Source organism: Pseudoalteromonas sp. SG45-3 (genome assembly GCF_014164075.1).
GTDB classification, from domain to species: domain Bacteria; phylum Pseudomonadota; class Gammaproteobacteria; order Enterobacterales; family Alteromonadaceae; genus Pseudoalteromonas; species Pseudoalteromonas distincta.
In genome coordinates, this window is record NZ_JACJEN010000002.1 from 341,024 (window position 1) to 354,644 (window position 13,621).

Consider the following 13,621-nt stretch of genomic DNA (forward strand, 5'->3'; position numbering starts at 1 on the left):
GCTTCTCTTTGTATAATAGATCTTTAAGTGGTTCATTGACCAAGAAACTAAATAACTAGAAGCGTTTAGCTCTAAGAAGGTTAAATACGATCTTTAAGCTTAAAATGAGAGGTGGTATTTTCAAGTAAAGCTATCCCTAATCTTTAAATCTAAACTTCGAGTTTATTTATCCGTTGTAGACGCTGAGCCTGCTCGCGTGAGAAGCGACAGCTTCTAATCACTATATCTACTCAAGCCCACTTAACCCTTTTCTAAAGCTGCTCTTTATTATTACCTATGTTATTTTAAACGCCTTGTTTAAAAGGATATTGCAGTATGTTTAAAACCCTATTTATTACGTTGTTTTTTATTTTTAGCGCCATTTTTATTGCAAGCGTGCACGCCCACGAAGTTAATAACTCACTTGTAGTAGGTGCGCAGCAATATGCTAAATATTTACCGCAGTTAAAAAATAAACGTGTAGGGCTAGTCGTTAATCAAACATCAAGCGTAGGGGAAACTCACTTAGTAGATACTCTACTGACTAAAAACATAAACATAACTAAAATTTTTGCACCTGAGCATGGCTTTCGTGGCGATCACGATGCGGGCGCCCATGTGAAAAATGCTGTTGATGGTAAAACTGGTATTCCGCTTATTTCTATTTACGGTAAAAATAAAAAACCAAGCCAAGCTGCTTTAGCCGATGTTGATGTCATTATTTTTGACATTCAAGATGTGGGAGTGCGTTTTTATACCTACATAAGCTCTATGCACTACATGATGGAAGCCGCTGCAGAGCAGGGGATAGAATTTTTAGTACTCGATAGGCCCAATCCAAATATTGCCTACGTTGATGGGCCAATATTAGAGTCAGAATTTAAATCGTTTGTAGGCATGCACCCAATTCCTGTTTTACACGGCATGACCGTTGGCGAACTTGCCAAAATGATCAAGGGCGAGGGTTGGATCAATAAAGCGGCCGATTTAAAATTAACGGTGATCCCTGTTGATCATTACACTCGCAAAAGTACTTACAGCTTGCCTGTAAAACCCAGCCCTAACTTACCTAACGATCAAGCCATTGCGCTTTACCCATCACTTTGCTTTTTTGAAGCAACGCCTATTAGCATTGGTAGAGGCACCGACTTTGCATTTCAAGTAATTGGCTATTCGCCAGTAGCATTAGGTGATTTTAATTTTACACCGCGCGCAATTAAAGGCGCTGCTTTAAACCCTAAATTTAAAAACCAAACCGTGCAAGGGCTCGATTTAAGACAAGCAAATATCACAGGTTTAAATTTAACTTACTTAATAAATGCGTACACGAAGCTTACTAAAAATAACATCTCGCTTTTTGAGCGCGCTGACTTTATGGATAAACTAGCGGGTACTAATAAATTGCGCTTAGCTATTGAAGCAGGGCAATCAGAAGCGCAAATAAAACAAAGCTGGCAGGCGGGGCTTGCGCAATTTAAAGCGCAAAGAGCGCCTTACTTGTTATATAAATAAGGGCTAAGCATGTTTATTGCTGTAAAATATCAAAGGTATGGTTATATCAAACAAGCTTTTATAGTGGCATTGAGCTTTATTATTGTGGGTTGTAGTACACCACCTGAGCCTATTAGCTCGGTGCTACCACTTACAAAAAGCCAACTTGTAGAGCTGCCTAATGCACAAGTGGTTGTAACGTTTCCTGAGGTAAATCCAAGTAGCCGGTTTTATGTAAATAACCGAGGAACGTTTAAAGCTTACAAAGGGCGCGGGCAATTATTAATACAAAACCATAACGCACAAAGCGCCGATATTTACATTAATAATAACAAGCTCGACGTTAACCAACTAAGCGCCAACACCTTATACAATTACAGTTTGGCAAAAAATACTCACAACGGTGTTAATACCTTTAAAGTTGAAAATATTCTCCCTGCTGGCGCAAGTTTAACGCTGCGTTTTGCATTTCCTACTTTAAGCGATGAACCAAAAAAGCATATAGATTTTACTGAAGTAGACACATTAATTGAACGCGATGTTAAAGCAGGTTTTCCTGGGGCTGTGCTGGCCGTTGTTAAAAATGGCGAGCTAATAAAATTAACCGCCTATGGCGATGCAAAGCAATACCAGCAAAGTGATTTAATGCTACTACGCCCAGAGCCCATGCAAACTAATACTTTGTTTGATCTTGCCTCAAACACCAAAATATTTGCCACAAACTTTGCACTTATGAAATTAGTAAGCGAAGGGCTGTTAAATATTAATAAACCCGTGCAAAGCTACCTAAGCGAATATAAAGGCGAAGGGCGAGCAAAGCGCACAGTAAAAGACTTACTCACACACAGCGCCGGATACCCGCCAGTATTTGACTTTCATCGTAAAGATGGCAGCTACGGCGACGCGTTTTATTCGCAAAACAGTAAAACCACTAAACAGCTATTACTTACCAGCGTGCCTTTTAGTAGTAAATCATCTGGGCAGCATGTTTACTCAGATATTGATTACATGATTTTAGGCGTACTCATTGAGCGCATAACTGGGCAGCCCCTTGACGAATACCTAGAGCAGCAAGTGTACGCGCCATTAAAATTAACTAACACGTTATTTAATCCACTTAAAAAAGGCTTTAAGCCGCAGCAATTTGCAGCCACTGAGCTTAGCGGCAACACACGAGACGGGCGCATTAAGTTTGATAATGTTCGTACCACTGTTTTACAAGGCCAAGTGCATGATGAGCGCGCTTACTACTCACTTGATGGCGTAGCAGGGCATGCAGGGTTGTTTAGTAACGCTCACGACTTAGCCGTGCTTTGCCAGCTATTACTAAATAATGGTGGCTACGGCGACCAACAATTATTTAGTGCAAGCGCCTTAGCGCAATTTTTAACGCCGCAATCAAGCGATGAAACCTACGGGCTTGGCTTTAGGCTTGCTGGTAACAACCAAGCAAGGCGCTGGCACTTTGGCCCTTATGCAAGCGCGCAGGCTTATGGGCACACAGGTTGGACGGGGACAGTGACCGTAGTTGACCCCGCTTACGATTTAGCTATTATTTTACTTACCAATGCTCGCCATAGTGCAATTAAAGGCTCGCTAAAACGTTACGAATTTACAGGTAAACAATTTGAAACCGCGCAGTACGGTTCGGTAGTGTCGCTTATTTATGAAGCGCTACTAAATCAATAAGCTATCGTATAGGTTAAAACGTACTAACAGCATTACTCTAAGTGATTTATTTACAGGTGACTTGAGTAAGGCAATCCATTAAGCTAAGCGGTTTACAAATCTAAGCCAGTTTATGCTGCTAGGCTTAACAAATAAGCGATAAAACGCGTACAAAGCGAGAGTGGCTCGCTAATAATTAAGGTTAACTTTTTATGCATTGGTATTCTATTTTACCGCCGCTAATTGCGATTGCTATCGTGTTTTGGCGAAAAGAAGTGATTATGGCGCTACTTGTTGCTGTTGCTTCTTCTGAGTTTTTACTTGCTTTTCAGGGCGAAGGTAATAGCTTGTTTGACACTTTTTTAAATACCATAGAACGTATTATTTCGGTTGCCAGCTCGCCAGGTAATACACGCATATTAATATTTAGTATTTTAATTGGTGCACTGCTTGCCTACATTCGCGAATCTGGCGGCGTTGCAGCAACTGTTAATATGTTAATGAACAAAGGTATTGCAAAAAGTAAGCGCCAAGTGGGCTTTTTAACCATGTTTACCGGCATTGCGGTGTTTATAGAATCTAACTTGAGCGTACTTACCTCAGGGATTTTATCGCGTGGCTTATTCGACAAATTTAAAATGAGCCGAGCGCGTCTAGCGTACATTATTGATAGCACCAGTGCGCCAGTGTGTATTTTAATACTGCTTAATGGCTGGGGTGCGTTTGTACTTGGTTTGTTAGGTAACTACGAGCTAGGTGAGTCGGCTGTATCGGTGTTATGGGGCAGCGTAGGGTATAACTTTTACGCCATAATTACCCTTGCCATTGTTTTTTATACCATCGCGTTTGATAAAGTGCATGGCCCAATGAAAGAAGCCGAACAAAAACTAGAGCTTCAAACAACTGACTTAAAAGAAGAAGTAAAAGGCTCTAAAGCGCGTTACATGTTAATCCCGCTTATTACGCTTATTACCAGCATGGTTGGCTTTATGTATTACACCGGAAATGGTGTATTAGCAGAGGGCAGCGGCTCTAAATCAGTATTATATGCAACGGTTTTAGCCATTGTTGTCGCTTACTTTTTAATGATTGGCTCACGTAAATTTACGCATCATCAATTAGTTGATACCGGTTTTAAAGGTATGGGCGAATTAATGCCATTAGTCGCCATTGTACTGCTTTCGCTTACACTCGGCGCAAGCTTAAAAGAGTTGGGCACTGGCGTATTTGTAGCATCACTTGTTGGCGACTACTTACCTATTTACTTAATCGTACCTGTGCTGTTTTTAACTGGCGCGGTAATGTCGTTTACTACAGGTACATCGTGGGGTACTTTTGCTATATTAATCCCAATTGGTGTGCCACTTATTCAAGCGCTAGGTTTACCGCCGTCGCTTGTTGTTGGTGCTATTTTGGGTGGTGGTATATTTGGCGATCATTGCTCGCCTATATCCGACACCAGCGCTGTATCGGCTATTGCATCGGGGTGTGACTTACTCACCCACGTTAAAACGCAGCTACCGTATGCCTTATTTGGTGGTGGCCTTACGTTTTTAGCGTACTTAGTAACAAGCATAATTGTTTTGTAAAATTTGATTATTTAAATACTCAAAAGCCTGCTTATTGCAGGCTTTTTTGTTTTTAAATTAAGACCGAGGCTAGTAATACCAAGCTTAACGACGCTCTAGCTATTAAATAAACAATTTAAATATTGACTTAAGTACCCGTATTTATATTTTTTAGGTTATTGTATAGCATGAGCTTTAAGCTTTTTGGTAGCTATAAATTCTTACTTTTTAACTCATATAAGGCTGTAAACCCACACTATGTTTGTAATTGATAATATCATTCTCGTTAGTGCCATTTTAATTTTACTTGGAGTGATCTCGAGCAAGTTATCTGCACGCGTTGGCTTACCGGTGCTGGTGCTATTTTTACTTGTAGGTATGCTCGCAGGTGAAGATGGTATTGCAGGTATTTCATTCGACAACGCAGAGGCCGCACATGCTCTGGGTACTCTAGCGCTTGCTATTATTCTATTTGATGGTGGCTTACAAACGCCCACCAGTTCAATTAAACAAGTGTGGAAACCCGCGTCTGCTTTAGCAACCATCGGGGTGTTATTTACCGCTGTAATTACAGGCCTTGTGGCCACTTATATTTTAGACCTACCCATATTACAAGGTGTATTACTGGGCGCCATTGTTGGCTCTACAGATGCCGCAGCCGTGTTTGCACTTTTACGAAGTGCGGGTATTCACTTAAACAAAAAGCTTAAATCGACCCTTGAAATAGAAAGTGCATCGAACGATCCAATGGCTATTTTTCTAACGGTTGGTTTGCTCGAAATGCTCGTTAATGACATGCCAGTAGGGCTGGGTCTACTACAGTTATTTGCTCAACAAATGGGTGTTGGCGCTATTTGTGGTCTTTTAATTGGTAAAATATCGGTTTGGTTTATTAATCGCATTAAACTAAATGCATCGGGTTTGTATTTAGTGATGGTAACCGCATTTGGACTGCTTTCTTTTGGCCTTTCTGCAACGCTCGGCGGCAGTGGATTTTTAGCTGTATTTATAACGGGTGTTATTTTAGGTAACAGCAAATTTGTATATAAACGCGGTATTTTTCTGTTTCATGACGGCTTAGCATGGCTTGGGCAAATAACCATGTTTGTTGTGTTAGGGCTCCTTATTAACCCATCGTCGTTGGTTGATGTATGGTTAGAAGGGTTGCTTATTGCACTGGCACTTATTTTTGTTGCTCGCCCATTAGCGGTAGCGCCTATTTTAAAACTGTTTGGTTTTAACAATCGCGAAACTTTGTTTGTATCTTGGGTTGGCCTTAGAGGCTCAGTACCCATTATTTTAGCTATATTCCCATTACTATTTGGTCTTTCAGGGGCTGAGCTTATTTTTAATGTCGTTTTTTTCGTAGTGTTAATTTCAGCCACGTTACAGGGCTCAACAATGCCGTGGATGGCTAAAAAACTAAATTTAGTAGAGCCGCCACCTGATTTGGCTGCTGCAACGCTCGAAATCACAGCACTAAACGATATTGATATAGAAATTGTAGAGTACACTTTAAGTGACGTTTCTCGGGTTTCTGGGCGCAGCTTGTCACATGCTGCACTTCCTGAAAGTGTGGTTGTTGCTATGATCACACGGGGTCCGTCAATCATCCCGCCTCGAGGCTCAACTAAGTTAAAACCAAACGATCACTTATTTGTTGTTTTAAAACCAGATAACAGACCTTTTGTTGATTTAGTTTTTACAGCAACCGATAAAACAAACCACCAAGATAGCCACTTATCGCATAACGAACTTAAAGTGAAAGGGGTAACGTTGGTAGGTGATATATTTTACTCTTACCATATGCACATAGACGCCCCAGAGGGCATAAGCTTGGAAGAAGTAATTAACCAAAAGCTTTCAGGAGAAGTCAGTAAAGGCGCTATTGTTGTTATTGGTAATGTGCAAATACGCGTTATAACAATGGTACATACACGCATAGTCACCATTGGCTTAAAGTACTTAAACAATCCAGAAAAGCTACTTTTAAAGCAGTAATCATTAACAATGATTTGTTAGATGGTGACAGCATGTTTATAGCTAAGTAGGTTGGGTTTCGTGAAACGAAATCTAACGGTTCTCCAATGCAATGAGCACACCCAAAGCTAAGTATGTGTAGTGTTTATTGTAGGCGTACAGCTTGCTGGCGCGTCGGGCGTTAGCCCGAAATAAATGCAGCTGTTGATAATTCGATATTAGACTATGTGAAAAATCACGATTTAAAAGGACATTAAATGACTGAGGTTAAAGACTTCAAATGGGATAAGCCAACTAATTGCAAAGTAGGTGAGTACTTTCCTGCAGATAAATTAGATCGTGCTCGCTACGCCACATTCTTATCAAGGCTATTGGCTCAAGAGGGATTTGACAAAAGCAGGCCTGATGATGAACAAAAGAAAAACTATGTATTAAACTTAAATGCTGAATGGGGGGCAGGTAAAACATATTTTCTAAAGCGTTGGTCACAAGAATTAATAGTAGATTTTCCTGTTGTATATATTGATGCATGGCAGCAAGACTATTCAGATGACCCATTTTTAACTGTAATTGCAGGTATTATAAAGCAGCTTCAACTTCAGGCTAAGTTTAATATAACAATACCTAAAAGTGCCGTTTCGATGTTTAAGGCTGTTGCACCTGCTATTGCACAAGGTTTAACTAAAAAAATATCAGGCATCGATTTAGATGAGCTGCACACATTACTTTTTTCTGATGAAGAAATTGATAGTGACCAAACTCAAAATTCCAATAAGCTTACTGGTAGTGACTTTTCACCCGCAGTAAAGGCGCTTGCACAAAACTTAATTAAAGATCATGAAGCTAAAAATAAGAGTATTGAAGTAATAAAATCTAAGTTAGCTGATTGGGTAAGTAAGTTTGAAGAGCAGGAAGGTAAGTCGTTACCCATATTTATTTTTATTGATGAATTAGATCGTTGTCGCCCAAGTTATGCAGTAGAAATGTTAGAGGCGATTAAACATATTTTTGATGTTAAAGGTATTGTGTTTGTTGTAGCAACAGATACTGAGCAACTTCAACATACAATCAAATCAATTTATGGTGAAGGGTTTGACGCTAAAGTTTACCTAGGTCGTTTTTTTAATAGCCGCTATAGCTTAAAGCGACCTGTTTTAAAGGATTTTTTATCAGTACACAGCGATACAACTAAATTTGAATCTGCGTATCTAAAAAGTAGAAAAATTGAGCTACTCCCTCGCACAAAAACGCCAGAAACTGCTTTAGCTAATATCTCAGTAGTATTAGATGCGTTTCAAGTATCAGCAAGAACAGCTATTCAAATTACAGAACGCATTACGGCCATTATTGCAAATTTACCAAGTGGTAAGAAAGTTGATGTACTGGTTTTAACCACCTTATTTTGTATCTATGAAAGAGACCACTCACTTTATGAGGAAATCATAAGCGGAAGGTTTAAAAGAATAAAGCCTAACAGTGGAACCAATGAGCGAAATGTAAGGTTATCTGATCATCTATCAGAAATAATACTATCCGGAGATTTAGAAAGAGATGTTATATTTTTTATTGATTCAAAATTATATAGCAACGAGCCGAAATGTATAGTTAATCGCTACAAAGATACGGAGAATATAATTAAATTAAAACAGTATATTGAAAGTTTTTTTTGTAAAATTTTTATTGATGAAAGTTTACTTATTTTCAATGTATTCGGAAAGACAGATACAAGGAAGTTAACTGAACTAGAGCAAGCTGATAAAGAATTAAGGGAAGGCAGTGGCTCTAATCAGTATGAAGTGACTAAGTCTTTGATTAAATATATTTATATCAAAGATGAATACAACAAAATTACTAAAGAGCAATATCGTGATTTTATAGAGCTTTCCTCACCATTAGATTACATGGGCGATAGTTAACTATCTCTGTGCAGCGCGTAGCGCCTCTGTGTTCTCGGTGGTAATATTTATCTAAATTACCACCAATCTCGACTGGACCAAACCACCTAAGCCCCACATTGCCTAACCCCAGCACCCGCATGTTTAAGCGCAATAATTTGCCCTTTGCCGTTATGCGCCATGGCGAGCATATCACCGGTATTTATATTACTTTCAACCGCGTGTTTACCTTTTAAATCACTCAACAGTGAATGCTTAATTTGCACGAGTACTTCATCATTACAGCTGGCTATGTACCAGTCGTTATCTACCTTTAGGAGCGTACCGTATTCTATGTGGCGTTGTTGGTGGCGGTGTAAATCGTTAGCTAATTGGCTGTCGAGTGCGTGTTTTTGTTCTGTGATGGAGCTTGCGTAGCTACCAGCTTGGTTTATTTCGTGTGTTTTAATAATTGAATAGTCGTGAATGTCTATAGTGTTAAATACGCTGTTAAGCACGGTTTTTGGCGCGTGGTTAATGCTATCGTTATTATCAAACACAATAAAAGAAAATACACCCAGTGCGCAGGCAAGGCTGGTTAGCTGCAGCGTAAAGCCGAACTTTTTAGGCTTTGTGTGCGTGGCCTTTTTAAGTAGCGCTTTTTGCTGAGTGCTTGTAAGTGTAGTGCGCGCTTTTCGCTCTTTGTAATGTTGTGTGAGCTTTTGATCAAGCGGCTCATCAGGCTTGTTCATTGTTTGCTCCTAATAAACGTTTAAGGTTTTGCTTGGCATAGCGCAGCCTTGTTTTAATGGTCTCGAGGCTGCTTTGCGTTATAAGTTCTATGTCGGTGAGCGAAAAGCCTTCTTGTTGTAATGTTATGGCTTCACGCTGTACAAAGCTGAGTTGTTTTAGGGCGGCGTCGAACGCTTCGTAACTTATGTTTGAGCTTCCTATATGCGAGTCTTTGCTAGTTAAGTCACCACTATTTAAGTTGTTTTCGCTTTTATCATTTTGTGCTGCTAAATGCGTGTTTTCGTCAAGCTCTACAAAGTGCTGTTGCCTGCGGTATTCGTCAATGAGTGTGTTGCGGGCAAGTTTAAACAACCATGCTTTTGGTGTGGTTTGGGCTTGGTAAAGGTGGCGTTTTTCGATTACTTTTAGCCATGTTTGTTGGCTTACGTCGTATGCTAAATGCGTATTAGATTGTGTAACAAGGTAGTGGTATAAGTCGTTACTGTAGAGGGCAATAAGCTGCTCTAAGTAACGATTGTCGCCACTTTTTGCGTAACTTGCCAAGCAGTCCTTGCTTGGCGTTTCAAATAACCATGACTTAATACTTAGTAGCATAGGCTCATCGCTTTTATTGTTGTAATTTAAAATCGAGCTGTACAGTTTGACCTGTTTGTAATTGTGCCACACCTTCAATTACTTTGGGGCGATATTTCCAGCGTTTAATAGCTCTTATTGCTTCGCGGTCAAAGGTGCGTTTTGGCTCGGCGTTAATAACTACCGGGTCGATTACTTCACCGGTGGGCGAAATACTAAAGCTTAGTTGCACCCAACCTTCAATACCATCGCGCGCGGCTGTAGTTGGGTATTTAGGGTTTATGCGCACTATGGGTGTTGCATCCCCTGTAGGGCGATTAATGGTATTGTTAATGTCGCCACCAAAATCGTCAATTGTAACTGGCGTAAGGTCGCTAATTGCCAACACAGGATCCGCTGATGCATCAAGCGGTGGGGCTTTTTGCGGCACTTTAGGCATTGGCGGTGGCGGCTGTATTTTTTGTATATGCCTGACTTTTGAATCCTCAGGTGCTTGAAAAATCTCTACTATAATATCGCCCCCTGGTTTAACCGGTGCGCGTTGCTCGCCACTTATTAAATATTGCATAAACGCAAAAGCTGCAAAGGTCATTGCGGCGCCGCCGATAACGGCAGTCGATGTTTTAATAAATACTGGGTTGTTAGGTACTTCAAGTGTGTGCATAAGCCGCTCCAAATTTTATTGACCACTACAATTAGGGTGTTTTCAAAGCTATAACGGGTGGCAAATCAAAAAGGGGTGAAATAATTTTATAAAAAATGTGGGGTTTAGTTACAATAGCCATTCGCATTCTTTTACTTATTAACTTTTTAGGCTGTTATGCAACTCATTGAAATAAATAAAGCGCGTTACCGTAAACATTTAAACCGTGTTATTGCAGGATGCGGTATTGGTTTAGCTGTAGGCAGCTTGGCTATATCGCAAACGCTGATTGCTTTATTTCCTGATGAAAGTGGTAGCCACTTTCATTGGAACTTAATAGGCGTTGCTATTACAAGCGTTGGGCTTGCGTGGTTACTTAATAAATACCGTACACATAGCTTTATGACTGAAGTTGTTTATGTGTGGGAGCTTAAAAAAGCACTTAATAAAATAACCCGTAAAATGGCTAAGTTAAAAGCCGCTGGCCGTGAAGGTAATGCCGATGCGTTATTAGCGATTCATTATAGCTACGCGGGCTCTCGGTTATTGTGGCAGCTAGACGATAATCTAATCACCATGGACGATTTAGCCATTAAACAAGCTGAGCTCGAATCTGTTGCAGCGCAACATAACGTAACGCTTAATGTTGAAGATTACGATGAAAGCATTTTAAAACAGTTTTAAAGCTTAGGTTTTTAAATTAGTTAGAGGATCCTTAATGAAGAAAGTACTCATAGTGTGTTTAGGTAATATTTGCCGCTCGCCAACCGCAGAGGCGGTATTAAAAGCCCGCGCTAAAAAGCTAGGCGTTAACGTTAAAGTAGATTCGGCGGGCACTATTGGCTATCACGAAGGTAAAACGCCTGATAGTCGCTCAATGGCAGCAGGGGAGAAGCGCGGTTACAGCTTTAAAGGTATTTATTCACGTAAAGTGCGTACAAGCGACTTTACTGAGTTCGATTTAATTTTAGCGGCCGATACACAAAATTTAGCTGATTTAACAGCGCAATGCCCTGAGCATTTACGCTATAAGCTGGCGCTATTTTTAGAATATGGCGAGCAAGCCCAAAGCGCTATTCCCGATCCCTATTACGGCGGCGATGATGGCTTTGAAAATGTGCTCAATTTAATAGAAGCGGCTAGCGATAAAATACTCGCTAAAATTTAATCCCTATTTTATTACTAAAGCTAAATTTAACGAGCTTTTTGTCGTATTGCATGGCGTTCCTAAAGTGAGTACATTTTATACTTGCTCAAAGGGAACTTTATGAAAATAAAAATATTACTACTCACTTTATCTATCGCTTCTTGTTCTACTTTTGCTAACGATGTTAGTTTTTCGATTGGGGGTGGCTATCCTTATTTAGTTATTCCTGAAGTGTCTTTATCGGCTAACGACGACACACAGCGCTGGTATGCAAACTATAAACTAGGCCTTGATGATGGGTTTTCTGCCGGTTTTGAACAAGCAGTTAGCGATAATAAAAAACATGCTTTTGGCGTACTTGTGGGCGCTATTGGTGCAAGAGATACAGACCAAGAGTGCGAAAGTTCAACTAATGATGTAGCAACTGACTTTGCTAATACGCTAGGTTGTGTAATTGGCGGTATTTTTGATGAAGAAACAACAAATGGTATAGGGCTTACGTACAACTACAACTTTAATGGATTGAACAGCGCTGGTTTTAGATTAGAGCTAGAGGTGGGCTACGGTAAAGCAAGCGATAGCAATGAAAAAAGAGCCGATGGCGGAATTAGCGTAAGTTATGAATTTTAACTACGTAGAATTTGTATTAGTTGGTATTAAAAAAGACGCTTAAAGCGCCTTTTTTAATGAGCCGCTTTTAGTGGCGGTTAATTTTAAAGTCGAGTTGTACCTGAGAAATAGCGCTAACAGGTTTGCCATTTTCAAACTTTGGCGCGTAACGCCATTGCTCAAGCGCTGCTTTGGCTGATTTTTCAAATGCGCTGCCACCTTCTGAGCTAAGTACTTTTGGGTTTTTTACAAAGCCAGCTGCGTCTACCTCAAACTCCATAACAACGCTACCATCGGTACTAAATCTGGCTTTGTTAACTGGGTATTTAGGATTAACACGATAGAGTGGTGTTTGCTCTTGCGATTCTTTCCATGGCACCATTTGAGCGATAGCTAGGCAATGTTTAGTTGCTTCTTCGCTTTTACCTTGTTTTTCGTACAGGCCTACAAGCTTTGAATGAGCTGTTAGCTCTGCACTGTGATCAAAGTTTAAGTTACTATCGAATACAGTAACTATACGGTTTAGCCTTTCAATCGCTTGATTGTATCTTTTACGACCCTCTGCGAATGAGGCCATTAAAAAATCGGCTTTTATGCGCTCTAGTGAGTTTTCAGGTAAGTTTTCTTGGTAGTATTCGTCGGCTTCTTCTAGGTAGTTTTTAGCCTCACGATATTTTTTAGAACTAAACTTTTTAGCCAGTAGCGTTGCAGCTTCAAGTTTCATGTCGGCTACAAACTTAGGGTTATTTTGTGTTTTAGCTATACCTATTACTTCTTCTAAAAAGTTAGCTGCTTTGTAAGCTGATGTTGTGTAGTTAGCTTTTCCGAGCAGTGCATCAACTGTTTCTATTGATTGTTTGCCGTGATTAGCCGCTAAAATAGTATGTGCTTCATCATAAAGTGCAAAACGTTGTTCGTATAGCTCATCGCCGTAGCCTTTAATAGCTTTAGCGTAGTTAATAGCTAAGTTAGCAGTATTGTCGTCGCTTTTACCGTAAACGGCTTTACCTGATGTGTAAGCAAGTTTGGCAGCTTGTTGTACGTTTTCGTCTGCTTTAACTGCTGCTAAATAGCCTTGGTATGCTTGGTTAAATACCGTTTGAGGATCGCTTGCTTGGCTGGCGAATGCTGTAGTGCTTAAAGTTGTTGCGCTTAAAGCAGACAAACTTAAACCTATAAATAAAGCGAGTTGCTGACGTTTCATAATAATCCCTATCGTTGTTTAAAATACAAAATACCAAACGTGCCTGCAGGTGTCACTGATTAAGGTAAATCAACGTAAATAATATTGGCGGTTATTTGTATTAATTTATTGCTTAACAATCATTGAAAATAA

General features: G+C 40.0%; 12 protein-coding genes. 8 read left to right on the plus strand and 4 right to left on the minus strand.

Annotated elements, in window-relative coordinates; translation table 11 throughout:
• Positions 1–315 precede the first annotated feature (315 nt).
• The 5 genes from H5126_RS03950 to H5126_RS03970 all read left to right on the plus strand — a co-directional run bounded on the left by H5126_RS03950 (position 316) and on the right by H5126_RS03970 (position 8,602).
• Positions 316–1,491, plus strand: a complete 1,176-nt coding sequence (locus H5126_RS03950; RefSeq protein ID WP_182720539.1) for an exo-beta-N-acetylmuramidase NamZ domain-containing protein — start codon at positions 316–318, stop codon at positions 1,489–1,491.
• A 9-nt stretch (positions 1,492–1,500) separates the two neighbouring features.
• Positions 1,501–3,159, plus strand: coding sequence for a penicillin binding protein PBP4B (pbp4b, locus tag H5126_RS03955; protein ID WP_182720540.1), 1,659 nt, complete (start codon positions 1,501–1,503; stop codon positions 3,157–3,159).
• A gap of 191 nt (positions 3,160–3,350) precedes the next feature.
• Positions 3,351–4,727 carry a Na+/H+ antiporter NhaC family protein gene (locus H5126_RS03960; protein ID WP_182720541.1) on the plus strand — a complete coding sequence of 459 codons (1,377 nt, stop codon included), beginning with the start codon at positions 3,351–3,353 and terminating at the stop codon, positions 4,725–4,727.
• A 237-nt stretch (positions 4,728–4,964) separates the two neighbouring features.
• Positions 4,965–6,707 carry a potassium/proton antiporter gene (locus H5126_RS03965; RefSeq protein ID WP_182720542.1) on the plus strand — a complete coding sequence of 581 codons (1,743 nt, stop codon included), beginning with the start codon at positions 4,965–4,967 and terminating at the stop codon, positions 6,705–6,707.
• A gap of 236 nt (positions 6,708–6,943) precedes the next feature.
• Entirely contained in the window at positions 6,944–8,602 is a 1,659-nt protein-coding gene (locus H5126_RS03970) for a P-loop NTPase fold protein (RefSeq protein ID WP_182720543.1), read from the plus strand.
• A gap of 86 nt (positions 8,603–8,688) precedes the next feature.
• Here the strand turns inward: H5126_RS03970 and H5126_RS03975 are convergent, their stop codons facing one another.
• The 3 genes from H5126_RS03975 to H5126_RS03985 are packed head-to-tail and all read right to left on the minus strand — an operon-like array spanning position 8,689 to position 10,550.
• Entirely contained in the window at positions 8,689–9,312 is a 624-nt protein-coding gene (locus H5126_RS03975; RefSeq protein ID WP_182720544.1) for a hypothetical protein, read from the minus strand.
• Positions 9,299–9,907 (minus strand): sigma-70 family RNA polymerase sigma factor, encoded by a 609-nt coding sequence (locus H5126_RS03980; protein WP_182720545.1) that lies wholly within the window; start codon positions 9,905–9,907, stop codon positions 9,299–9,301. Before H5126_RS03980 ends, H5126_RS03975 begins: the two co-directional genes overlap by 14 nt.
• Before the next feature lie 13 nt (positions 9,908–9,920).
• Positions 9,921–10,550 (minus strand): energy transducer TonB, encoded by a 630-nt coding sequence (locus H5126_RS03985; protein WP_182693686.1) that lies wholly within the window; start codon positions 10,548–10,550, stop codon positions 9,921–9,923.
• Positions 10,551–10,706: 156 nt separating this feature from the next.
• Here H5126_RS03985 and H5126_RS03990 point away from each other — a divergent pair, with 156 nt between their 5' ends.
• The 3 genes from H5126_RS03990 (at position 10,707) to H5126_RS04000 (ending at position 12,306) form a co-directional block, all read left to right on the plus strand.
• Entirely contained in the window at positions 10,707–11,213 is a 507-nt protein-coding gene (locus tag H5126_RS03990; protein WP_024606258.1) for a DUF3087 domain-containing protein, read from the plus strand.
• Between the two features lie 34 nt (positions 11,214–11,247).
• Complete coding sequence (locus H5126_RS03995; protein ID WP_182720546.1) at positions 11,248–11,697, plus strand: low molecular weight protein-tyrosine-phosphatase; 450 nt, start codon at positions 11,248–11,250, stop codon at positions 11,695–11,697.
• A gap of 99 nt (positions 11,698–11,796) precedes the next feature.
• A complete protein-coding gene (locus H5126_RS04000; RefSeq protein ID WP_182693685.1) occupies positions 11,797–12,306 on the plus strand; it encodes a hypothetical protein in 510 nt (169 codons plus the stop codon).
• A gap of 67 nt (positions 12,307–12,373) precedes the next feature.
• Here the strand turns inward: H5126_RS04000 and H5126_RS04005 are convergent, their stop codons facing one another.
• Positions 12,374–13,489 (minus strand): energy transducer TonB, encoded by a 1,116-nt coding sequence (locus H5126_RS04005; protein WP_182720547.1) that lies wholly within the window; start codon positions 13,487–13,489, stop codon positions 12,374–12,376.
• Positions 13,490–13,621 lie beyond the last annotated feature (132 nt).

Coding starts and splice junctions, on each gene's coding strand:
- H5126_RS04000 (WP_182693685.1), top strand. CDS start 11,797: ATGAAAATAAAAATATTACTACTCACTTTATCTATCGCTTCTTGTTCT.
- H5126_RS03995 (WP_182720546.1), top strand. CDS start 11,248: ATGAAGAAAGTACTCATAGTGTGTTTAGGTAATATTTGCCGCTCGCCA.
- pbp4b (WP_182720540.1), top strand. CDS start 1,501: ATGTTTATTGCTGTAAAATATCAAAGGTATGGTTATATCAAACAAGCT.
- H5126_RS03980 (WP_182720545.1), bottom strand. CDS start 9,907: ATGCTACTAAGTATTAAGTCATGGTTATTTGAAACGCCAAGCAAGGAC.
- H5126_RS03985 (WP_182693686.1), bottom strand. CDS start 10,550: ATGCACACACTTGAAGTACCTAACAACCCAGTATTTATTAAAACATCG.
- H5126_RS03975 (WP_182720544.1), bottom strand. CDS start 9,312: ATGAACAAGCCTGATGAGCCGCTTGATCAAAAGCTCACACAACATTAC.
- H5126_RS04005 (WP_182720547.1), bottom strand. CDS start 13,489: ATGAAACGTCAGCAACTCGCTTTATTTATAGGTTTAAGTTTGTCTGCT.
- H5126_RS03960 (WP_182720541.1), top strand. CDS start 3,351: ATGCATTGGTATTCTATTTTACCGCCGCTAATTGCGATTGCTATCGTG.
- H5126_RS03950 (WP_182720539.1), top strand. CDS start 316: ATGTTTAAAACCCTATTTATTACGTTGTTTTTTATTTTTAGCGCCATT.
- H5126_RS03990 (WP_024606258.1), top strand. CDS start 10,707: ATGCAACTCATTGAAATAAATAAAGCGCGTTACCGTAAACATTTAAAC.
- H5126_RS03965 (WP_182720542.1), top strand. CDS start 4,965: ATGTTTGTAATTGATAATATCATTCTCGTTAGTGCCATTTTAATTTTA.
- H5126_RS03970 (WP_182720543.1), top strand. CDS start 6,944: ATGACTGAGGTTAAAGACTTCAAATGGGATAAGCCAACTAATTGCAAA.